Here is a 23,448-nt window from a genome sequence, read left to right on the forward strand (position 1 = left end):
GGCCAGTCACTTTTTACAACGGTCCGATGGTATGCAACTACTGACTACCTACTGCCCAGTATCCGGCTCAGCACTTCGCTCAAATTTGGTGACGCCTTGTCATTGACCCCTTGCAATAATGTCCGAAAGGCCCGCTGCCGCCCTGATTCAAGCTTGTGCAAACGCGCCGCAGCGTTACCAATACGTGCCGCAATCTGCGGATTCAATGCATCCACGGTTGCCAGCGCCCGGGTGAAGAGCGCATAGCCCTCGTCGGTATTGAACGCCGAAGGGTTGCCCGCCAAGGCTCCCAGCACGGAACGAACCCGATTGGGCACCTTCCAGTCAAAGGCCGGATGTTCAAGCAGAGCGGCAACTGATTCCACCGTGGTTTCGCCAGGTACTGACGCCTGCACGGAGAACCACTGATCCATGACCAACGCTTCCTCTTTCCACTTCTCGGCGAACTGCTTTAGCGCCAGCTCGGCACCCGGCAGGCGATGATGAACCAGTACGCGCAGGGCACCCAGCTCCTCTGTCATGCACAATGGCAATTCGAAGAGCTCCACCGCGATACGTGCGGCTTCCTTGTGTTCACCCGCCGCCAGGTAATCCAGCGCCAGGTTACGCAACTGCCGGCGGCCCATGGCCACCCCATCCATTTGCAGCTCGGTAGCGAGCAGGTTTTCCGACAGCGAGAGCCACTGTGCCTGTAAAGCCCGCCCCAACGCCCGCTTCAACTGCTGGTGGGCAGAATGAATGGCTGAAGGATCCAGCGGTGTGTGCCGGTCACCCAACGCCACCTCCGTGGGCAGGGTCAGCAGCAATGCTGCCTGAGCGGCATCTTCTCCCGCGCGCTCGATCACCTGCTCCAGTACCGGCGCCAGCTTCAGCGCTTCATCCTCGGCCTTGCCGTGACCTGTCACCAGTCGATCCAATGCAGCGAAGTAAAGCCGCTGCGCGGCAGACCAGCGGCAATAGCCATCCGTATCATGGGCCAGCAGGGTCGCCAGCTGGTCGGCGCGGTAGTCAAACTCCAGCACCACCGGAGCCGAGAACCCTCTCAGCAGGGAAGGCGTCACGGTTTGACCAACCGGAAACTGGAAGGTTTGCTCCTGCTCACGGAGAATCAACACGGTCTCTCTGAGACCGGTGTCATCCAGTGCGACCGGCTCACCCGCCTTGTCCAGCAGCGCCAACCTGACAGGAATGACCAACGGTTGCTTGTCAGACTGCCCCGGGGTCGGTGGCGTTTGCTGCCTGAAGGTGAGTGAGTAAGTATCACCGCTCTGCTCGCTTGTGACTGACAGAATTGGCGTGCCAGCCTGGCTGTACCAGCGCCGGAACTGCCCCATATCCATACCGGACACTTCTTCCATGCAATCAACAAAGTCATCGCAGGTGACCGCCTGGCCATCAAACCGGTCGAAGTAGAGATCCGTTGCCTTGCGAAAACTCTCTGCTCCCAAAAGGTGATACTGCATGCGGACAATCTCGGCCCCTTTCTCGTAGATTGTCAGCGTGTAGAAATTATCGATCTTCTGGTACTCGGCGGGACGCACAGGATGAGCCATGGGCCCCTGGTCTTCTGGAAACTGATGGTTGACCAGAAAATCCACATCATTCACCCGCTGCACCGCCGCGGAGTTCATGTCTGCCGAAAACATCTGATCACGGAAGACGGTAAAGCCTTCTTTCAGGCTGAGCTGGAACCAATCACGGCAGGTCACCCGGTTACCGGACCAATTATGGAAGTACTCATGGGCCACCACCGATTCCACCCGCTGGAAACCCGCATCAGTCGTGGTCGCCGGATGCGCCAGCACACAGGAGGTGTTGAAGATATTGAGCCCCTTGTTTTCCATGGCGCCCATGTTGAAGTGGCTTACCGCCACGATCATGTAGATATCCAGGTCGTACTCACGACCATAAGTCTGCTCATCCCAACGCATGGCATGCTTGAGCGATGCCATGGCGTGGTCCAGCTTGTCCAGATCACGGTGCTCGGCATAGAGGCGCAAAGCGACTTCACGACCGGATGCCGTAACGAAGCGGTCTTCCAGACAGGCCAAATTCCCAGCTACCAACGCAAACAAGTAACAAGGCTTGGGGAACGGATCTTCCCAGGTGACCCAGTGCCGCTCCCCTTCTTCGCCCTGCTCCACCGGATTCCCGTTGGAGAGCAGCAAGGGGTAGCGTTTTTTGTCCGCTCGGACCGTGGTGCAAAAACGGGACAGCACATCCGGGCGGTCAGGGAAAAACGTGATGTGACGAAAGCCCTGAGCCTCACATTGAGTGCAGTACATGCCATTGGACATGTAGAGCCCTTCCAGGGCGGTATTCTTTTCCGGCTCAATGTCGACAACAGAAATCAGGGTTGCCTGTTCGGGCAACCCGGACAGGCGCAGCTCGCCATTTTCATAGCGATATTCACCCTCCTCCAACACCTTGCCATCCAGAGCAAGGGAACGAATAACCAAGCCTTCCCCGTTAAAGGACATGGTATCGGAAACCGCCGCTTCAGGATTGCGTCGTAACGCCAGCTCGCTGGTGACAGTAGTCACGCCATCACGAATATCCACATCCAGGTTCACGCTATCCACCAGATAAGCTGGAGGCTGGTAATCAGAAAGACGCGTGGTGACAGCGGCGTGGGCAGTTTCCATGCAACAACTCCATACAAAGGAAAGATTCAGACAGTTTAACGCGTCCCGAAAACGACAACACCCCGCCGAAGCGGGGTGTTGTTTTTTCACGATAAATCTATGAGGAATCGGCCTTACGGACCAACAGCCTCAATGTCAGCCGGCGCCTGGGAGCCGATGAGCACCTGAGTACCGCCAGAGAGCACGAAACTCATGACCTGAGCCTGCATTTCTGCGGTCACCTGCTGCGCACCACCTGACGGGGTCAGCAGGGAGCCATGTCCGCCCGCGGTCATCTTGACGATACCGGCATTGCCCTGACTCGTCAGATCAACAGCACCTGGAGACAGTTGCACAGCGCCAGACAAAGTCGCCAGACCCGCTGTCCCCATCATGGGCAGCGAAGGGTCACCGTTCGGCACAACGGTATCACCATTGACCTGCTGTATCAGCACGGGCAGGCCAGCTACCGCCAGAGCACCAACACTGCCTGCAAAGTTCACCGGGTCACCGGAGGAAACGGTGCTCTGCGCAACGTAGAGGAAGCTTTCGTAGTTGGAAGTCCCCACATTAACGCCATTAGCCGCAAGGCCTGCCTGAATTCTGGGCGCAAACGCCTGGGAATTATTGAGCAGATGAGACAATTGGGTACCGCCCACGGACGCCACAAAGCCTCTGACAGGATTGAGATTGCTTCCTCCAAAATTGGAGTCCGTAGAAATGGCAACCTGGTTGGTGCTAGTGAAGGCAGTACCCACAATCGCACCCAGGGAAACCCCTACCACGCTCACCTTGCTGGTATCCAGCGCACCATTGCCGTCAATATTCAAGGCGCTGATCGCCCCCAAACTGGCGTTCAAGTTCAGCAGATCCATCACGCCCTGGCGCAAGTTGTCACGGGTATTCTTCAGGTCCGCCAGGTTAATGAACCAGCTACCGGAACCATCCAGTGCCGTCGGAGACTCGAAGTTCATCGGGACCGGATTACCAGACGCATCCTGTGCCACATTGAAATGTCGCTCATGCAGACCAAGGCCATTGTAAATGGCGGAGAACGGAATCAGCGCACTATTTTCCACGTTGAGTGCGGCCGCGAAGGCGCTGTTGGCCGGCACACCGTGCATCGGTAAATCAATGGCCACGGTAGCGATACAACGAGAAGCCAGAGTATGAGCCAATGCCACCACAGAAGTTCGGTCACTGGTGATGCCATGCACATAGATCACTGTCGGATAACCCGCATTATCACGAACATTGGCACACGTAGCACCACCTAGCTCTGAAGGAGCCAGAGCAGGGTTGGGCAGAGTAACCTGCAGGGGCACCGTTTCGGTTCCAGTCTGTGCCGCAAACGGATACCTGTAGGTCACATTGTAGCTACCGTCCACATCCATGGGCGGGATGCCCTCACCCAGCTGGGAACCGAGTACCTGGTCTGCAGTCCATGATTTCTGAAGGAAGCTGAAGTCCAGAGCGCTGGCAGGGGCAGACTGGTAGTAAGGCAGGTCAATGGCTCCGGTATAGAGCTTGCCCACACCGGCGCCCAGCGCACCCTGAGTCAAAGCATTGAAATCAACACCAGTCTCATGGCTGACCGCAACGTTGCGCGCTTTTGGCGTACTAAGGAACTGGCCCGCTTCCAGATCGGACGCATTCTGCAGTGCGGCTTGTGCCGGCACGCCAGCCTCAATCTGGGAGAATGCGATCGCTCCTCGTGGAGCCGCCATTGCGGTAAGAGGAGTTTGGGGATCGGTGGTGGTAAAGGTGTAGGAAATCGCAACAGAATCCTTGGCCACCTCGACAGGAATCAAGCCACCAGAAAGGGCATTGAGCAAACCGCCTGCGATTGTTTCCCAACCCTGAATCGCCCCACGAACAGCAGCAAGGGAATCCGAAACGGCCGGCTCGTTCTCGCCAAGGAGATTGTAGGACGTAGAGGGCTTGATCGGATCACCGTCAGCATCAAGGACGCTGTTGGTCACGAACACCAGATACTTGGTTTTCGGGAGCAAAGGGCGCAAAGGAGTAATTCGCAGCGTATTGTCAGTCCCGCCATTCAAAGACACAACAGAAGCGCTGATAGCGGTGGTACCAAACGCGGCCTGGTTAACGCCTGCGATGTTGGCCGGATTCAGCGCGTCCCCATCGCCATCACTGGTATCCAGCGGCACAAGATAAACATTCGGCAGGCCTTCACAACCACCGGGTACACAAATGGTCGATGCATCAATGCTGCCGCCCGCAAAACCAATATCAAAGTAGGCAGTGGTGGAGAAACCGTCGAGCGCGTTTACTGCCGCCTCGATGGCATTCTCAGGCACCCCGACATTGGCCGTACCGTCACTGGTTGCCGCAGCAGCAAAAATCAGGTCCGTGTTGAGAGGCAGATCCGACGTTACCGGATTGAACTTGGGATAGGTACCAAGGAAAGTTGCGCCTTCACTTTGGTCCTCAACCCTATCGCTTCCGCCGCCGCAGGCAGCCAGCGCCATAGCAACTGCGACAGGCAGTACTTTCTTATAAATGTGCATGTGGTCTCCCGAACCGTTTGTTATTTAATTCTTCAACTACTACCCGCAAGGGGGAAAGTATTGGTACAGACAGAAGCCTGTGAACCCATTCAGGTCAGCCGACAAAGACCTGACTTGGTATTGGTCTTATACGAAGATTACATTATGTAACGCCAGCGACCAATGCCAGTAGAAAGCAAAATCTCCCGAAGGGCCAATTAAATGATGACCTGTCAGTCACCCTTCACGCCAGGCAATTCACTGCAATGTATCTGGTCCACGCACCGTCACAGGCTGTTCCGGCACTTCGTCCTTGTCACCTTTACACGCCTGCTCCATGTAACCCGTCCGCTCTTCCTCCGGCAGGTTCTTCGCTTCCCAGGCCAGCACCGCCTGCATGCATAGCTCGCGCTGCTCTTTGCTCAGGGTGCGGCCATCAGGCCATTTCCCCAACTCCACCGCACGACGCATGTTGTCGCAGATTTCCGGGGTCATGGTGGCGATCAGGTCTTCAAAGCTTTGGTAGGTCATGGCATCGGCTCTCTTGGGTCAGCTACAGATTGCACAGACCCCTTACAGGAATACGTCAATTGGCGTCGCCCGGGCGGGTGCTCCAGCCCAGCTTGGACCGGCAGGCCTGATAGAAATCATGACCTGGCGGATGAATAAGATGCAGACGATGAGGCTTCTTGCGAATCACGATAACGTCATCGACCTGCAGGCGGATGCCTTCGGTGCCATCGCAACTCACCAAAGGACGCACTTTCTCGGTGGTGATATGAATCTTGATCTCGGAATCCCCGGCCACGACCAGTGGCCGACTGGTCAGGGTATGCGGGTTCAACGGCACCAGCACCATGGCATCCAGCTTGGGGTGCATGATCGGGCCTCCGCAGGACAGCGCATACGCGGTAGACCCCGTGGGCGTGGAGATAATCAGGCCATCTGAGCGCTGACCATAAACAAAGTGCCCGTCGATCCCGAGCTCAAAATCGATCATGTGGACGCTGTCACCGGACAGCAGCACCACATCGTTCAATGCACTGCCCTCGCCCACCACGGCCTTACCGCGGCGAACCTCCATATCCAGCAGGAAGCGCTTCTCGGTGGTGTACTCACCATCCAGCACCTGCCCCACCCGTGACTCGATTTCCGAGGGAAGGATGTCAGTCAGGAAGCCCAGATGCCCTCGGTTCACGCCCAGCACCGGCACCTTGTAGCGTGCCAGGGTACGGGCTGCCCCGAGCAGACTGCCATCTCCGCCCACCACGATGACCAGGTCGCAGGATTCACCCATTTGTGCAGGGGATGCCGCCTGAAGCCCCATCTCGGGAAGGCTGTCGATGATGCGATTATCGAGGATGACGGTGCAATCACGACCGTGCAGAAAGTGAATAAGCTGGCGCAGCGAATACAACGCCTGCTCACTTTCAGAACGGACAATCAGACCGATATTACGAAACTTTTCTTGCGCCACAGAGATCCTGGGCAGCGGTTGCTGCTGTCGGTTGCGGGGGGCCGCTACCGTCAGCAGCGATCACCCCTGGGTCATGCTCTCGTTCAGGGTAGCAGTATTACCGTTAAGACCGCCATCCAGGACGATTACATCCAAGCCGGCGTTTTTTAACAAAAATGCCGCGGTTGCGCTACGTCTTCCTGTATCGCAGTAGGCCACGTAGGTTCTGGAGGGGTCCAGAAGGCGGGACTTCAAGCGCAGTACATTGAGAGGCATGTTGCTGGCGCCCTCAATATGACCCTGGTCATACTCGTCACTGGTCCGCACATCCAGCCAGGTGGCACCCTTGTCTAGCGCCTCCTGCACCTTGTCCAGTGGAAGGGTATTGATGATCGGCTCACGCAGCAGAGCGTCAAAGTCCTTGCGATCCAGTCGCATCAGCACGCCATCAGTGGCCATGGTCACGGTGGCGTTCCGGGGCTTGCCGGACAACAGCGCCTCCTCACCGAACCACTGCCCCTCTTCCAGCATCGCGACCGGGGTTGGCTCACTATCGCCCATGCTCACCGCAACCTCGCAGACCCCTTCCTTGAGGATATAGCAGCAATCTGCAGCCTCTCCCTGACGGATAATCACGTCGCCTTCCTTCTGACGGAAAGCACGAAGACGGCGGAAGATTTCGAGGATGTTGGTGGGGGGCACCCGGTGAAACAGCTTGGATCGCAGCAGACGAATCATCCACTCACGGTCATTCTGATAGGCGGAATTGGCATTGATATCGAGGATCACGTAACCGGCAGACTGATCCCAGGACAGAATGGTGTCCAGTCGGAAGCTGTCAAAACGCACGACACTGACTTCGGATAACGCCCGCGCCGTGCTACGACGGGGCTGGGCATGATCCAGTGGGTGCCAGGAGGCAGAGTCACCGGCACTGACCACCTCGGTCTTGCCATACTCATCGGTGAGTTCCACTTTGCCGCTGAGCAGATAAATCGTGGTGTTGTCCTCGTCACCTAACGAAAAAAGGACATCACCTGACACATAGCGGCACACCTCCTGCTGATCCAGCAGCCAGTCCAGCTGGTCCCCGGACAAGGCATTCACTGGTACAAACGTCTGCAAAAGGCTTTTATCTATGGATTCTCGCGCCATAACTGCCGCTCCCGGTCTTTTTGATCACGCGTCTTCTGGTTATATCCAGACTAACATCTGCAAAAAGCCGACCACTTCCGCACAAAGAGGAACTGGTTCACAGTTTTTGTTTACCGGAACTTCAGCACATTATCGATGGCAGAGTCATTCCGGCAGTTCGGGCAACGGTTGGCATTACGATCAGAAACGCCCGGCTTGAACTGGTTGGGCACTTCCACACGGATTACCCGCTTGCCGCACACCTGGCCATCCACACCCGCACTCACCTGACACACCGGGTTTTCATAGTGGGCCAGCCAGGCACGGTAATGATCCTCGGTCACCAGACATTTGCGGGCCGCAAACGCTACCGGGTTCTCCATGTATTCTGCCATCTGCTCGGCCGGTATAGAGATATGCCCCGCGCCCGGATGGAAGGCGATAAAGCTCAGCCCCAGGTCCTCCAGCTTTTCCAGCACTTTCTGGGCACCGCTGTTGGCCTCCTTGGCCTGATTGCGCTTGAGATCAACAATCTGCTCCTTGAGCTGGCCAATCAGGTCATCGCGGGTCAGCACATCCATTTCCTTGGCATGGATCTGCTCGGACAACTTGGCGCGCTCTTCTTCCAGCCGCTGCTCAAGTGCCAGTTTGTACTGCTCTGTCAGCACCTCCAGCTCACTGCCCTGGTTGGCGCTCTGGTGGCTCTGCTCTTCAAGGCTGCGGTTCAGGCTAAGCACCTGCGCCTTCAGCGAGTCATTCTGTTCCCGCAACGCGCCGTTCTGTGCCTTCAGCGCCTTGAACTGGCCCAGAACCTTCTCCAGCTGCGCATTGAGAATTTCTTCCTTCTGCTGGGTGGCATAACGAAGCTTGGCGACTTCTTCGGTCTGGGAGTTTTCCAGGGTCTGCACCCGCAGGCGCAGCTCTTTGATGATTCGTGCGAGGCGCACCCGCTCTTCATCGTCCTTACGACGAGCCTCATCGTCATCGGGCCTGACGGTAGGCGCCTGCCCTGCCAGCACTGGCGGTGCTTTCGGCGCAGCGGTGTCCATATCATCATCGATTTCGAGCCCCATCTTGGGCCCACGCTCGAGTATCAAATCGCGAATGGCAATAAAGTCATTGGCGCCCGGCTTCATTCCTGGGTCCCAAAGCTGATCCTGATGCCAGGCCACCGGGCACTGGCTGCGACAGGCAAGACGAATCGGGCCAGCCCCCATGTCGGGGCCCTGGGCTCCGTGTTCCGCAAGGTGACGGAGAGGCACATTCCAGGTGGTATCGGCCATGCCATCTTCATCAAAGTCGATGGTGAACAACACCATTGCCGTCACTTTCAAGTGACCATTCACAAGACAGTAAGCGCCACGAACTTCCTTATCGGTAAACTCCGGCACGCCCACCATGCCATCAAGGATGGCTTCGAAATCCGAGTACAGCATGCTCTTGCTGATACCCCGATGATCAAAAAACAGAATGGCTTCGGACGTCACTGCGGATGCAGACATGTGTGCCTTTCCTTTCCCTGAATTTATTGTAAATGGCACCTGACCAGAAACGACGACACATCCCGATGTGACATCCTGGGTCAGATTGCTGCCAATTATAGTCAGCCCCAAAAGCGAAGTTTGACCTGAATGGCTCGCAAAAAAAAGCACATTCGACCGTCAAGCATGCCGCAGACGGGTGACAGCAACCATAACCGGGATCACGTTGTGGGATTTATATGAAAAATTGCATCCGGCAAGCCGGGGTCCAGCAGAGAGGAGGAATTGAGGGAACCAGGTTCAGCAGGGGAAGGGGCAAGCAGGGAAAGACGGGAGGATCAAAGTTCCTCACCGTCATCAGCCCAGCCATCATCTTCCAGCCACTCTTCCAGGCTCTCCATCAATTGCCTTTGCTCAAGGCGTTCTTCAAACAGTTCTTCCATGGTATTGCTCCTTTTTATCTTGATTCTGACTTGTCATTTCATTTGTTGTGAATGGGATTAGACACCCGAAACATGACAAGTTCATTAAGGGAGACGCAACACGCGGCATGCGGCACTGGAGGACCAAAGACAGGAAGGCGAGGAAAAAAGCGGGCGTGCTGCGTGAAGCGTGGTGCATGCAGCATCTCTTGAAACAAAAAAGGCCCTCATTTCTGAGAGCCTTTCTTGCTGAATAGTGGCGGAGCGGACGGGACTCGAACCCGCGACCCCCGGCGTGACAGGCCGGTATTCTAACCAACTGAACTACCGCTCCACATTCCTTACGGAATTCTTTCAAATTTTGGTGGGTGATGACGGGATCGAACCGCCGACCCTCTGCTTGTAAGGCAGATGCTCTCCCAGCTGAGCTAATCACCCTTGTTCGCGTCGCTGCGAAGTGGGCGCCATTTTAGGGATTGGGCCGGGGGTGTCAACGGCTTTTTGCAGAAAAATGTTCGTTTGCCTACAAAATGGCCGAAACGTGCAAAACTTGGTCTAAATGACCAGAATATCTCCGCTCAACCGCCCAGATCCGCTTCTATGGCTTCAATTTTTGCCCGGGCCTCCTCCAACGTGAAGCGGCCAGGCAGATTTTCCCCATTGGGCTGTGCAATAAGGTAGTGATGAATATCCAGCGCCCAGGTTTCCCGGTTTAACTCACCCTCCTCGAGAATGGTGTAGCCGGTTTTCCCCCAGGCCATGGCGTTGCCGATCATGCTTTCTCCCCGATGACGCGGGCGAGCATGATGTCAGCCAGACCATCAAGGCTCAGCGGCCCATCACGATCGAACCAGTTCGGGGTCCAACCAATCATTCCGGTCAATAAGCGCCGCATGATGAAAGGGTCGGTTTTGATGGCACCCTCGGCGTGCAGGTCATTCAGCGCATCCAGCCACAGCTGCTCATAGATGCTGCGCAGTGCCAAGGCCTTGCGCTGCCTGTCTTCACTCAGGCAGCGCCACTCGGTCACCATCACTGTCATGGCTTCCGCCGTATCGCCAACAATAGACTGCAGCTCCTCACGAATCAGCGCCCGCAATCGCCCCTCAGCGGTCACCTCTCCGGCCACCGCCTTTTGCAACCGCGCCGTATTGAAGTGGATAACCTCTTCCATCACCGCATAGAGGATGTCCTCCTTGCTCTTGAAATGGTGGAAGATCGAGCCACTCTGGATGCCCACCGATGCGGCAATATCGCGCACCGTGGTCCGGTCAAACCCCTTATCCCGAAACAGGTGTGCCGCCGCGCTGAGCAATCGCCCGCGGGGAGAATCATCAATTCCGTTGATTGCCAGTGACTCAGCCATTGGTACCCTCATTTTGTGTGCCGGCATTATCTCAGGACAGTCACAAGCTGCAAGCCTTGAGCTGCAGCCAGACTTGACCACTGTCAGCACCTGAAGTGCCAACCCCGCGCCAGAAAAACTCACGCCTTTTCGAAACCACGAATTGAACGTATTGTTATGTACAGCACTTTACAAACCAAGCGCTTGCTTGGTAGCTTACGAGACCATGCTCAAACAGGCAAATGGAGCCAACATGACCGATCCGATTTGCATCGGCTGTGCCGCCGGTTTCTGGGGCGACACCAACAGTGCGGCCTTTCAACTGGTCAAACAAGCAGACATCGACTACCTGGTGTTTGATTACCTGGCAGAGGTGACCCTGTCCATCATGGCAGGGGCGCGGATGAAAGACCCCAGCGCTGGCTATGCGCACGACTTTGTCAACAATGTCATGGCCCCGCTGGCCAAAGACATCAAGGCCAAGAAGATCAAGGTGATCAGTAACGCTGGCGGCGTGAATCCCCGCGCCTGCCGCGAGGCGCTCCAGAACGCGTTTTCCGCCGCTGGCGTAGAGCTGAATATCGCCTTGGTTGAGGGCGATGACCTGAACCCACGCCGCAATGAATTTACCGATGCCTGCGAACTGGATAGTGATACTCCCCTGCCCCCCATGACCCTGACCATGAACGCTTACCTGGGGGCACTGCCGATCAAGGCCGCGCTGGACGCAGGGGCCGACATTGTTCTCACTGGCCGTATTGCCGACTCGGTGCTGGTACTGGGCCCATTGATGCATGAGTTCGGCTGGGCAGAAAACGATTACGACAAATTGGCCCAGGGCTCACTAGCCGGCCACGTGATCGAATGCGGCGCTCAGTGCACCGGCGGAAACTTTACCGACTGGCGCGAAGTACCCGACTTTCACAATATGGGTTTCCCTATCGCCGAGTGCTTTGCTGACGGCCAGTTCATCATCACCAAACCCGTCAACACCGGTGGCCTGGTGACCCCGGCCACGGTGGGCGAACAAATCGTTTATGAAATCGGTGACCCCCGGGCTTACCTGCTACCCGATGTGGTTTGTGACTTCACCGGAGTGACACTGGAACAGGTGGGGGAAAACCGGGTGAGCGTCCGCGGCGCCCGTGGCCGTGCGCCCACCGAAAGTTACAAGGTGTCTGCCACCTATCCTGACGGCAACAAGATCACCGCTTCTTTCCTGATGGGCGGAATCGATGCCCCGGAAAAAGGAACCGTGGTCGCCAATGCCATTCTGAAAAAGGTCAGTGGCCTGTTCCAGCAGCTGGGCATGCCCCCGTTCCGGGAAACCAGCGTCGAAATTCTGGGCAGTGAGAGTACCTATGGTGAACAAGCCCGGCGCAGCGATACCCGCGAAGTCGTGGTGAAGATCGCGGCACTGCACGATGACAAGAAAGCACTGGGGCTGTTTGCCCGTGAAATAGCCCAGGCTGCCACCGGCATGGCTCCGGGCTTGTCCGGTCTGGTCGGCGGTCGCCCCAAGCCGTTTCCGCGCATACGTCTGTTCTCCACGCTGGTGAACAAACGCCTGGTGCCAGTCACCGTGGATGTGAATGGTGAAACGGTGCCGGTAACGATTCCGGCCGGACAGCCCTTCGATGCAAGGCAGCTGCCTGCTGATGCCACGGTGAATCAAACAAATGGCGACGTCGCTGTACCCTTGGTGAAACTGGCCTGGGCGCGGAGCGGCGATAAGGGGAACCACGCCAACATAGGCGTCATTGCCCGCAAACCAGATTACCTGCCCTTTATCAGCGCGGCACTCACTGAGCAGCGCGTAGCAGAATATATGCAGCACGTCCTCGACCCGGACAGCGGCAGCGTCAGGCGCTGGGCCATGCCCGGCATGAACGCGTTCAATTTTTTGCTAAAAAATGCGCTGGGCGGCGGCGGTATTGCTTCCCTGCGTATCGACCCGCAAGGCAAAGCCTTTGCTCAGCAATTACTGGATATGCCGATTCCCGTCAGCCAGGCCATCGCTGACGAAGTGGGCAAGTGATTTTGATTCCAGCGTGGGATTTCTGACATCCCGCGCCCTCGACAAAAGATAAGGAAAAAACATGTCCTACCGTTCCGTTTTCAAAGCCGACCTGTTCGCCGGCCAGAACATCATCGTTACCGGCGGCGGTTCCGGAATTGGTCGTTGTACCGCCCACGAGCTGGCCTCGCTCGGCGCCCAGGTGGTGCTCATTGGTCGCAAGCAGGAAAAGCTGGATACGGTGATCGCCGAGATTGAAGAAGATGGCGGAAAAGCCATCGGTTTTGCCTGTGATATTCGTGACGAGGAAGCGGTAAAGGCCACTGTTGCAGAGGTCTACAAAGCCGTTGAAATCGTGCACGGTCTGGTCAACAACGCTGGCGGCCAATTCCCCTCCCCGCTCGCGCTGATCAGCCAGAAAGGCTGGGAAACGGTGGTCAGAACCAATCTTACCGGCGGCTTTCTGATGGCCCGGGAGGTGTTTACCCAGGGCATGAACCGCAACGGTGGTGCCATCGTTAACATCGTCGCGGACATGTGGGGAGGGATGCCGGGCATGGGTCACTCCGGCGCAGCCCGCGCCGGTATGGTGAACTTCACCCAGACCGCAGCCTATGAATGGGGAAGTTGCGGGGTGCGCGTTAATGCGGTGGCACCGGGCTGGATCATGTCCAGCGGCATGGACACCTACCCGGAGGGGTTCAAGCAGACGTTGAAGACCCTCAAGGCCGCAGTCCCCCTCAAACGCATGGGCAACGAATCGGAAGTCTCCGGTGCCATCTGCTTCTTGCTCAGTGATGCTGCCGCTTTTATCAGCGGTGACACACTGCGTATTGATGGCGCCGCCAGCCAGGGCAACATCGCCATCTTCCCGCTACCCGACCATGACAAGAGCCAGCCGTTCGACGGCTTCCACCGTTCCACCACTCCGGATGTGTTCAAGGATCTCTAATGTCTGTCATCGAATCTGCACTGGATACCCAGAGCGAGGAATATCGCCAGAACCGCGAGGCCCTGCTGGCAGCCGTGGCGGAATTCCGCGCCATCGAACAGCAGGTGGTCGATACCGCCGAGAGCAAGCGACCCAAGTTCGAAAAACGTGGACAGTTGCTGCCTAACGAGCGGGTCTCACGGCTGCTGGATCCAGGCTCACCCTTTCTGAGCCTGATGAACCTGGCAGGCTACAAGATGCATGATGACAAGGATGGCACCGAGGCTGGCGGCGGCGTGATCGCCGGTATTGGCTATGTGTCTGGCGTACGCTGTCTGGTTACTGCCTCCAACTCTGCGATCAAGGGCGGCACAGTGACCCCCTCTGGCCTGCATAAAACCCTGCGCCTGCAGCGCATTGCACTGGAGAACAAACTGCCGGTCGTCAGCCTGTCCGAATCCGGCGGCGCCAATCTGAACTATGCAGCGGAAGTATTTGTGGAGGGCGCACGCAGCTTTGCCAATCAGGCCCGATTATCTGCTGCGGGAGTGCCACAGATCACAGTGGTACATGGCAACGCGACGGCCGGTGGCGCCTACCAGCCCGGGCTGTCGGATTATGTCATCGTGGTGCGCAATCGCGCCAAAATGTTTTTGGCGGGCCCCCCGCTTCTGAAAGCGGCCACCGGTGAAGTGGCGACAGATGAAGAGCTGGGTGGTGCAGAGATGCATGCGGGTGTTGCCGGCACAGCCGAATACCTGGTGGAAAATGATGCTGACGGCATCCGTCAGGCCCGCGAGCTGATGAAAGTGCTGGGCTGGCAGCGTGCGGCAGCACCTGCGCCAACGCATCAGGCCCCACTTTACGATCCGGAAGAACTGCTGGGAGTGATCCCCGCCGATTCCAAGAAACCTTACGATGTTCGCGAAGTGATTGCCCGCATTGTCGACAGCTCCGAGTTTCTTGATTTCAAGAGTGAATGGGACAACGCCACCGTGTGTGGCTGGAGCACCATCGAAGGCAAACCAGTGGGCATTATCGGCAATAACGGACCGATCACCCCCCGGGGCGCAGCCAAGGCCGCACAGTTTATCCAGCTCTGTGATCAGACCCGCCGCCCTCTACTGTTTCTTCACAACACCACCGGCTTCATGGTGGGTACGGATGCCGAACAGAACGGCGTCATCAAGCATGGGTCCAAGATGCTGCAGGCAGTGGCCAATGCACGCGTGCCGAAAATTTCCGTGGTCATCGGCGGCTCCTATGGCGCAGGCAATTACGCCATGTGTGGCCGGGGTCTCGACCCTCGCTTTATTTTCGCCTGGCCAAATTCGAAGGTGGCGGTCATGGGTGGCCAGCAGGCCGGCATGGTGCTGCGCATTGTGGCCGAAGCCAAGCAGCGTGCTTCTGGTATCGAGCCTGATGAAAAGGTGCTGGAGATGTTGCAGCAAACCACCGCCCAGAAGCTGGACAGCCAGTCCACCGCCCTTTACGGCACCGCCCGTCTCTGGGATGACGGCATCATTGATCCACGAGATACCCGCAAGGTCGTCGCCTACGCACTGGATGTGTGTATCGATGCCGATCAGCGGGAGCTACACCCGAACGCGTTCGGAGTAGCGAGACTGTAGAGGCAGTTAACAGTGAATGGTGAACAGTTAACAGCGGAAACCCGACCCTGCCAGCCATGGTGGTTTTGATCTCGCTATTCACTGTTAACTATTCACTGTTCACTCAACCACCAAACTCATCAATAAAGACAGATCAAGAAGCGCTCGGTAAACCGAGCCAAACAAAAGGACGCTTCCAATGATTTTCACTCAGGAACACGAAGAACTTCGCCGCACCGTCCGTAATTTTGTCGAGAAGGAGCTGAATCCCCATGTGCGTGAGTGGGAAGACGCCGGGCGTTTTCCGATTCACGAAGTCTTCAAGAAGATGGGCGATCTGGGCCTTCTCGGCGTAACCAAGCCTGAAGAGTTTGGAGGCATGGGACTGGACTACTCTTACGGTTTGGTCATGAGTGAGGAGATGGGCCGTGTGCATTGTGGTGGTGTGCCGCTGGCCGTCGGTGTGCAGACTGACATGGCAACACCCGCCCTGGCCCGTTTTGGCAGCGACGAACTGCGCCGTGATTATCTGGCGCCGGCCATTGCCGGCGATATGGTGGCCTCCATTGCCGTATCCGAACCGCACGCTGGCTCCGATGTGGCCAACACTCGTACCTCTGCGAAGAAAGACGGTGATGACTACGTCATTAACGGCACCAAGATGTGGATCACCAACTCTCCCAGTGCAGACTTCTTTTGCCTGTTGGCCTGCACCTCGGACGACAAGCCCCATGTCAACAAATCGCTGATCGTGGTTCCTCGCGATGCCGCCGGCATTACCGTGGACAAGCCGCTGAACAAGCTGGGGATGCGCTCCTCTGAAACCGCCCAGGTGTTTTTCGACAACGTGCGCGTTCCCCAGCGCAATCTGATCGGGCAGGAAGGCATGGGCTTCATGATGCAGATGATGCAGTTCCAGGAAGAGCGTCTGTTCGCCGCGGCCAACAGCCTGATGGGCATGCAGCATGTGATTGACGAAACCATTGCCTACGCAAAGGATCGCGAGGTCTTCGGCATGCCCCTGATCGATAACCAGAGCGTGCACTTCCGTCTCGCCGAACTGCAGACAGAAGTGGAATCACTGCGCGCGCTTACCTACCGTGCCTGTGAAATGTACGTCAGCGGCAAGGACGTACTGCAACTGGCCTCCATGGCCAAGCTGAAGGTAGGTCGCCTGAGCCGCGAAGTGGCCGACAGCTGTCTGCAGTACTGGGGAGGCAATGGCTTCATGTGGGAAAACCCGGCAGGCCAACTCTACCGTGACGGCCGCCTGGGCTCCATCGGTGGCGGCGCAGACGAAGTGATGCTCGGGATTATCTGCAAGACCATGGACATCTTGCCGGGCAAGAAGAAATAAGACCCAGGATCGTCGCTTTCGGCGCGATTACTCAGAAGCGTCGCGAGTTTCGAGTGATGAGTTTCGAAAACCAGGAAAACATTGACTGGGTTGCCTTTCGAAACTCGTCACTCGCGACTCGCAACTCTTTTATTGGTGTCTCAAGTGGCGCTCCCGCAGCGGCTCTGTAGAGAGGATTTATGACTTTACCCACAACCGAAACACTCAACCTCGACCTGGACGGCCCAGTGCTGCATATCACACTGAACCGTCCAGATAGCCGCAATGCCATGAGCTTGAACATGGTCAACGAGCTGATGGCCGTGTTCGAGTCGGTGAGAGAGAACACCTCGATCCGCGCCATCGTACTGCGCGGGGCCGGAGGTCATTTCTGTGCCGGTGGGGACATCAAGGATATGGCAGGCGCCCGGCAGAAAGCGGCTGCCGGTGACAGCGACGCCTATATCTCTCTCAACCGTCGGTTCGGCGAGATGATTACAGCGGCCAATCAACAGCCCCAGGTGATCATCACTGTTCTGGAAGGTGCCGTGTTGGGTGGCGGCTTCGGACTGGCCTGCATTTCTGATATTGCCCTTGCTCACTGCGATGCCACTTTTGGGTTGCCGGAAACCGGGCTTGGCGTCATCCCCGCCCAGATTGCCCCTTTCGTGGTAGAGCGTATCGGCCTGACACAGGCACGACGACTTGCCTTGACGGGCATTCGCTTCAAGGGAGAGGAAGCCCTGCGCCTGGGGATTGTTCATGAGGTCGCCAACGACTCGGCCGCTCTGGATGCTGCGCTGGGAAATACGCTTGAAGCGGTACGCCGTTGTGCGCCAGGCGCCAACCGTGTGACCAAGGCACTGATACTCAAGGTGGGCCATGAACCCATGGACCGCTTACTCGATCAGGCCGCAGTGGATTTCGCCGCCGCCGTCAATGGTGCGGAAGGCCAGGAAGGCACCATGGCCTTCGTACAAAAGCGCCCTGCGAGCTGGAACCAATAACGCAAAGACAAAGTGCGGCCGGACGCCTGACCGAGCAGACCCGTTTTGCCGCACATGCCCTTTCGACACGGTGACACCGTCCGTCGTTTGGCGAATCAACCTGTTCGCGTTGCAACGTTCCGCCTGAAACGTGCAACTCAACAAAGGAACAACCATGAACTTTGAGAAAATTCTGATTGCCAACCGCGGAGAAATTGCCTGCCGCGTGATCAGCACGGCCCAATCCCTCGGCTACCGAACGGTCGCGGTCTACTCCGAGCCGGATGTCAGCGCCCGCCATGTCCAGATGGCAGATGAAGCGGTGTGCATTGGCCCTGCCCAGGCCAGTGCCTCCTACCTGAATATCGACGCCTTGCTGGAGGCTTGCCGCCAGACCGGCGCGGATGCGGTACATCCGGGCTACGGTTTTCTGTCCGAGAATGCAGGCTTTGCCAAAGCCTGTCAGGCGGCCGGAATTACCTTTATCGGCCCTGACGAAGAAGCCATTCACCTGATGGGATCCAAGCGCCTTTCCAAGATCGCCATGATTGAAGCGGGTGTGCCGTGCATTCCTGGCTACGAAGGTGAGGATCAGAGCGATGCTGCGCTGCTGAAAGAAGCCGAGCGGATTGGCCTGCCTTTGATGATCAAGGCCAGTGCAGGTGGCGGCGGTCGGGGTATGCGAGTGGTCACCGATGCCGCCGCGATCCCTTCCCAGCTCAAGAGTGCCCGTCAGGAAGCCGCCAGCGCCTTTGGCAGCGACGAGCTGATTCTGGAGCGGGCAGTGATGGAGCCTCGCCATGTGGAAATCCAGGTGTTTGGGGACCGCCACGGCAACGTGATTCATCTGGGTGAACGGGATTGCTCGGTACAGCGCCGCCATCAAAAAGTGGTGGAAGAAGCGCCCTCACCTGCGGTGGACGAAGCACTACGCCAGCAGATGGGCGAAGCAGCAGTCAACGCGGCCAAGGCTTGCAACTATGTGGGGGCCGGTACTGTTGAATTCCTGCTGGCACCCAATGGCGAGTTTTATTTCCTTGAAATGAACACCCGGCTGCAGGTGGAGCATCCTGTCACCGAGTTGGTCACCGGCCAGGACCTGGTCGCCTGGCAGATCAAGGTGGCCCGTGGTGAACCCCTGCCCCTGAGTCAGGATCAGGTCAGCCTGAGCGGTCACGCCATGGAAGTCAGGCTGTATGCCGAAGATCCCGCGCAAAACTATATGCCCCAGACAGGCCCCGTGCTGCAGTGGCAGCCCGCCACTGGCGAAGGAGTACGTATTGACCACGGATTGGTGGAAGGCCAGCAGATTGGTAGCCATTATGATCCCATGCTGGCCAAGATTATCGCCTGGGGAGAGAGCCGCGAAGATGCGCGACGCCGACTGATCCGTGCTGTTGAGGACACACGCCTCATGGGCGTGAAGGACAACCGCCAGTATCTGGCTGCTATTCTCCGACACCCGGTCTTTGCCAACGGCAAGGCCACCACCGCCTTTATTGGCTCTGACTTTGCCGCCGATGCCAGCCTCAATGATACTTCGTTGCCCGCTAGTCTTTGGGCGCTGGCTGCCATGCTGCTCAGCCGACAGCACACCGCCCACCCTGCGCTATCGGGCTGGCATTCCAGCTCCGTGGGGCAGCAACCCTTGCAGCTGGGCTGTGCTGGCGAAGAGAAGACGGCCACACTGGAATATCAGACTGATCAAATAGCTGTCACTGTGGGCGCCACTACCCATGTTCTCGCGGAACCCTCTCCCGGTCGCATCAGCGTCGATGGCGTTACCCGTGACTATGGCGCCCACCTCGAGGACGGGCAGCTCTGGTTGCAATGCATGGGCTACAGCGCCTGTTTTGAGGACAGAACGCACCTCGCGGTGGACGGGGGAGAAAAAGCCGGTTCCGGACAAATCCGTGCCCCCATGGATGGCGCTATTGTGGAGGTCCTGGTGCAGGCGGGTGAGACGGTCAATAAAGGTCAGGTCCTGGTCACCCTCGAAGCCATGAAAATGGAACACAGCCTCAAGGCCGATTGTGATGGGGTGGTAGAATCGTTATCACTCAAGGCAGGTGATCAGGTTAAACGTCAGCAATTACTGGTTAACCTGACACCCACAGACACCTGACCGGCCATTGCATGATAATTGAGTGAATTAACGGCCGTTCATTTTGGGCCAAAACCGTCCAGCCCCCGTGCTTCGTGGGCTGGCAGGAAGGGGCTAACTTGCCCTGCCCTTATGCTGCGGTTAAGGTAAGCGCCCCGCTTGCCAAATTGCCAGGGCCTGACCGAGACGTCAGGGGTCTCACAGTCAATACCCGCCTCGGTCAGGGTACTGTGTGCCCTGAACCTCTCCGGCCTTCCCAAGAACACACATAAAATGGAGCTCCCATGAGCAGCGCAGACATCATTACGTTGCCCCAGATTCTATCCCGGGTTCCCGAGCTGGTATCCAACCTTCCATCCCTGGTGAAGGGTTCTCGGATGGCCAAGATCACCGATACCAGCAAACCGCTTGGTTTGGGCGTGGCCATTGAGCATGCCACCAGCATCAACCCCAACGGTGCAGCAGTCCTGTATCAGGACACCGAACTCACTTACAAGCAGTTCAACGCCTGGGCCAACCGTATTGCTGACTATCTGGCCTCCATTGGCCTCAAGAAAGGCGACACCATCGCGGTAGACGTTGAGAACCGCCCGGAGCTGCTGGCCACAGTCGTAGGCTGTGCCAAACTTGGCATTTGCGCAGCGCTGATCAATACCTCCCAGCGAGGCAAGGTGCTGGTTCACTCCTTCAACCTGGTGCAACCCAAGGCCGCCATCGTCGGTGCAGAACTGGTGGATGCCGTTGAAGAAATCCGCGCGGACCTGGATCTCAAGGAGAACTTTTTCTGCTTTGCAGATCAGGACACGCTTGAAAACCCTGGCGAAGTGCCTGAGGGCTATAAAAACCTGGCCAGCGAAATCAAGGATTGCTCCAGCGAAAACCCTGCGTCAACCAAGCAGACTTTCCTGAGAGACCCTCTGTTCTATATCTACACCTCCGGCACCACCGGTCTGCCCAAAGCCGTGGTTTTCAACCATGGACGCTGGGAAAAAGCGTACGGCGGCTTCGGCTTTTCTGCAGTAAGACTGACCAAGAATGATCGCATTTACACCACCCTGCCCTTTTACCATGCCACAGGCATGGTGATTTGCTGGGCCTCCGCCATCGCCAACGCAGGCTCGGTGGTCATTGCCCGCAAGTTCTCAGCCAGTGGTTTCTGGGAAGACATCCGCCGGTATAACTGCACCGCGTTCGGCTACGTCGGCGAACTGTGCCGTTATCTGCACGAACAACCGGCCAAGCCCAATGATCAAGACAACCAGGTCCATACCATTGTGGGTAATGGCCTGCGCCCGAGCATCTGGAAAGACTTCAAGGAACGCTTCGGGATTGAACGCGTTGTAGAGCTGTACGCCTCCTCTGAGGGTAACGTGGCATTTACCAACGTGTTCAACTTTGACAATACCGTAGGCTTCTCCCCTGTGAGCTACGCCATCGTCAAGTACGACAAGGAGCGCGAAGAACCGGTACGCGACAGCAACGGCAACATGATCAAGGTCAAGCGTGGCGAAGCCGGCCTGATGCTGGGCGAGATCACCGACAAGACCCCTTTCGACGGTTACACCGATCCTGAGAAAACCGAGAAATCCATCTTCCGTGATGTGTTCAAGAAAGGGGATGCCTGGTTCAACACTGGCGACATGATGCGCGACATTGGTTTCCGTCATGCCCAGTTTGTAGACCGTCTTGGTGACACCTTCCGATGGAAGGGCGAAAACGTTTCCACCACCGAGGTCGAGCAGATTCTGGATGGCTTCGATGGCATCCAGGAATCGGTGGTCTATGGTGTGGAAATTCCCAACACCAACGGTCGTGCCGGGATGGCTCAGGTTCGTATGACCTGCCCCCATGATGAGTTTGATTATCAGGGGCTTTGTGCTTACCTCAAGCAGGAGCTGCCCGCTTACGCCATTCCGGTTTTCCTGCGCATCAACGAGCAGGAAATGGAAACCACCGGCACCTTCAAGCATCAGAAAAACAAGCTGAAGGATCAGAAGTACGATCTGACTCAGCAGGATAATCCGGTGTATGTCCTTCTGCCCGGTGAAAGTTGCTACCAGCAGCTGGACTCACAAACGCAGCAAGGCATTGATGGCGGTGCGTACCGTTTTTAAAAGCCGCTTCACGCTTCACGCCTGACGTTAGACGTCCGGCGAGACCATCAAAAGCCGCACCTTCGAGTGCGGCTTTTTTTGTGATTCTGGGCGGGTTTGAGGGAATGCCCGATGGACATCAGGATCAGCGCTCCTCTTCCCTGCTGTGGCCTCCGTGGTAAATACCCCCTTTAATCTTTTCGCTCGTTGCTTATTGCGTATTGCATGAAGCGTGATGCAGCCGCAGAGCGGCAACAAAAAAAGCCCGCCAAAAAAGGCGGGCAGCTGTCACTTGCGTCGAGGAAACGATGGCCGGGGTACTTGCCCCCGGCCTTATTGTTTTAAAACTTGTGTTCCATGCCGATACCGAAAGTGGTGTCAGACAGTGTGTCAGTGCCATCGTCACCCTCAACTTCGGAGAAGTAGGTGTAAACCTTGGAGGCTTTGGCAAGCTTGTAGTCAACACCCAGACCAACCAGTGTCAGCTCCAGGTCTTCGTTCACGTCAGCTTCGGTCATGCCGTACTGAGCCTTGAACTTGAGACGATCCACCTTGAAGGCACCACTCAGGACAACGGAGCTTTCTTCGCCGGTGTCACCGGCAGCATTCGACTCGGCTTCCTCAGCGATCTGGTACATGGCGCCAACTTCAAACACGTCAGTGCTGAACGCGCCTACCAAACGAACGATATCCAGAGCAGAACCAGACTGAGCATCGATTTCCAGAGAATCAGTATCGTTCTGGGCCATGGACAGAGAACCGAAGAAACCACCGGTTTCGATCTCGGCTGCCGCGTAAATGGTGTCGGCCAGACCGTCTTCAGGTTCACCGTCAACATCCAGATCATCCCCTTCGCCCGGACGGAAGGCCGCCTTGATCGTTACCAGCTCAGCCAGCTTGGGGGTGGTGTACTGAATGATGTTGTCAGAGCGAGTTTCACCGGTCAGGATGTGCTTGATATCACCGTCCAGATCGTTGAACTGATCAATCTTGCCCTGACCTTTCTTTACCGGCGTGTCGAAGTTACCAGCGATCAACTGACCGAAGCCGCCTTCCAGACCACCATAGATGTTACGCTGCTTGAATACAGAGTCACCATCGTCAACAGCGATTTCGTATTCAGCTTTGTACACGGCCTTCAGGTTGGCCACGTCCAGGTCGAAATCACCCTTCACGCCCAGGCGGGAAGCATTGGAATCCAGCTGCCACTGAGAATCAGCATCATCGGTACCAGCGGCCAGATCTTCCTCAACCTGCTCCAGGGATACATTCACTTTACCGTAAACAGTCGGACCATCAGCCAGGGCCAGAGCAGGCATAGCAACGGCAGCCCCCACAGCGATCGCAAGCAAATTCTTCTTCATTCCAATACTCCTTCAATCAGGCAATATGTAATTAA

The 23,448-nt window shown here is 57.0% G+C and carries 16 protein-coding genes and 2 tRNA genes; 7 read left to right on the plus strand and 11 right to left on the minus strand.

Annotated elements, in window-relative coordinates:
* Nucleotides 1-44 precede the first annotated feature (44 nt).
* The 10 genes from pepN to GFN93_RS14380 all read right to left on the minus strand — a co-directional run bounded on the left by pepN (nucleotide 45) and on the right by GFN93_RS14380 (nucleotide 10,993).
* Nucleotides 45-2,645: an aminopeptidase N gene (gene pepN / locus GFN93_RS14335; protein WP_153501701.1), complete on the minus strand. Its 2,601-nt coding sequence runs from the start codon at nucleotides 2,643-2,645 to the stop codon at nucleotides 45-47.
* A 113-nt stretch (nucleotides 2,646-2,758) separates the two neighbouring features.
* A complete protein-coding gene (locus GFN93_RS14340) occupies nucleotides 2,759-5,155 on the minus strand; it encodes a hypothetical protein (protein WP_153501702.1) in 2,397 nt (798 codons plus the stop codon).
* A gap of 237 nt (nucleotides 5,156-5,392) precedes the next feature.
* Nucleotides 5,393-5,665 (minus strand): YeaC family protein, encoded by a 273-nt coding sequence (locus tag GFN93_RS14345; RefSeq protein WP_153501703.1) that lies wholly within the window; start codon nucleotides 5,663-5,665, stop codon nucleotides 5,393-5,395.
* A 55-nt stretch (nucleotides 5,666-5,720) separates the two neighbouring features.
* Nucleotides 5,721-6,611: an NAD(+) kinase gene (locus GFN93_RS14350; RefSeq protein ID WP_328594701.1), complete on the minus strand. Its 891-nt coding sequence runs from the start codon at nucleotides 6,609-6,611 to the stop codon at nucleotides 5,721-5,723.
* Between the two features lie 60 nt (nucleotides 6,612-6,671).
* Nucleotides 6,672-7,745 (minus strand): cyclic nucleotide-binding domain-containing protein, encoded by a 1,074-nt coding sequence (locus tag GFN93_RS14355; RefSeq protein WP_153501705.1) that lies wholly within the window; start codon nucleotides 7,743-7,745, stop codon nucleotides 6,672-6,674.
* A 110-nt stretch (nucleotides 7,746-7,855) separates the two neighbouring features.
* Nucleotides 7,856-9,226: a hypothetical protein gene (locus tag GFN93_RS14360; RefSeq protein ID WP_153501706.1), complete on the minus strand. Its 1,371-nt coding sequence runs from the start codon at nucleotides 9,224-9,226 to the stop codon at nucleotides 7,856-7,858.
* A gap of 658 nt (nucleotides 9,227-9,884) precedes the next feature.
* A tRNA-Asp gene (locus GFN93_RS14365) sits at nucleotides 9,885-9,961 on the minus strand.
* 28 nt (nucleotides 9,962-9,989) lie between these two features.
* A tRNA-Val gene (locus tag GFN93_RS14370) sits at nucleotides 9,990-10,065 on the minus strand.
* A gap of 140 nt (nucleotides 10,066-10,205) precedes the next feature.
* Nucleotides 10,206-10,403, minus strand: a complete 198-nt coding sequence (locus tag GFN93_RS14375; protein WP_153501707.1) for a hypothetical protein — start codon at nucleotides 10,401-10,403, stop codon at nucleotides 10,206-10,208.
* Nucleotides 10,400-10,993 carry a TetR/AcrR family transcriptional regulator gene (locus GFN93_RS14380; RefSeq protein ID WP_153501708.1) on the minus strand — a complete coding sequence of 198 codons (594 nt, stop codon included), beginning with the start codon at nucleotides 10,991-10,993 and terminating at the stop codon, nucleotides 10,400-10,402. The genes GFN93_RS14375 and GFN93_RS14380 overlap by 4 nt, the downstream gene beginning before the upstream one ends.
* Before the next feature lie 232 nt (nucleotides 10,994-11,225).
* On the opposite strand from GFN93_RS14380, the gene GFN93_RS14385 reads away from it, so the two are divergent.
* The 7 genes from GFN93_RS14385 to GFN93_RS14415 all read left to right on the plus strand — a co-directional run bounded on the left by GFN93_RS14385 (nucleotide 11,226) and on the right by GFN93_RS14415 (nucleotide 22,070).
* Nucleotides 11,226-13,010 carry an acyclic terpene utilization AtuA family protein gene (locus GFN93_RS14385; RefSeq protein WP_153501709.1) on the plus strand — a complete coding sequence of 595 codons (1,785 nt, stop codon included), beginning with the start codon at nucleotides 11,226-11,228 and terminating at the stop codon, nucleotides 13,008-13,010.
* A gap of 61 nt (nucleotides 13,011-13,071) precedes the next feature.
* Nucleotides 13,072-13,941 carry an SDR family oxidoreductase gene (locus GFN93_RS14390; RefSeq protein ID WP_153501710.1) on the plus strand — a complete coding sequence of 290 codons (870 nt, stop codon included), beginning with the start codon at nucleotides 13,072-13,074 and terminating at the stop codon, nucleotides 13,939-13,941.
* Nucleotides 13,941-15,551, plus strand: a complete 1,611-nt coding sequence (locus tag GFN93_RS14395) for an acyl-CoA carboxylase subunit beta (protein WP_153501711.1) — start codon at nucleotides 13,941-13,943, stop codon at nucleotides 15,549-15,551. Before GFN93_RS14390 ends, GFN93_RS14395 begins: the two co-directional genes overlap by 1 nt.
* Before the next feature lie 178 nt (nucleotides 15,552-15,729).
* Nucleotides 15,730-16,887 carry an acyl-CoA dehydrogenase family protein gene (locus GFN93_RS14400; RefSeq protein WP_153501712.1) on the plus strand — a complete coding sequence of 386 codons (1,158 nt, stop codon included), beginning with the start codon at nucleotides 15,730-15,732 and terminating at the stop codon, nucleotides 16,885-16,887.
* A gap of 179 nt (nucleotides 16,888-17,066) precedes the next feature.
* Nucleotides 17,067-17,873 carry an enoyl-CoA hydratase/isomerase family protein gene (locus GFN93_RS14405; protein ID WP_153501713.1) on the plus strand — a complete coding sequence of 269 codons (807 nt, stop codon included), beginning with the start codon at nucleotides 17,067-17,069 and terminating at the stop codon, nucleotides 17,871-17,873.
* Between the two features lie 154 nt (nucleotides 17,874-18,027).
* Nucleotides 18,028-19,977 (plus strand): acetyl/propionyl/methylcrotonyl-CoA carboxylase subunit alpha, encoded by a 1,950-nt coding sequence (locus GFN93_RS14410; RefSeq protein WP_153501714.1) that lies wholly within the window; start codon nucleotides 18,028-18,030, stop codon nucleotides 19,975-19,977.
* Nucleotides 19,978-20,240: 263 nt separating this feature from the next.
* Nucleotides 20,241-22,070 (plus strand): long-chain-acyl-CoA synthetase, encoded by a 1,830-nt coding sequence (locus tag GFN93_RS14415; protein ID WP_153501715.1) that lies wholly within the window; start codon nucleotides 20,241-20,243, stop codon nucleotides 22,068-22,070.
* 320 nt (nucleotides 22,071-22,390) lie between these two features.
* Here the strand turns inward: GFN93_RS14415 and GFN93_RS14420 are convergent, their stop codons facing one another.
* Entirely contained in the window at nucleotides 22,391-23,413 is a 1,023-nt protein-coding gene (locus tag GFN93_RS14420) for a porin (RefSeq protein WP_153501716.1), read from the minus strand.
* Between the last annotated feature and the right edge of the window lie 35 nt (nucleotides 23,414-23,448).

Source organism: Alcanivorax sediminis (assembly GCF_009601165.1).
GTDB lineage: Bacteria > Pseudomonadota > Gammaproteobacteria > Pseudomonadales > Alcanivoracaceae > Alcanivorax > Alcanivorax sediminis.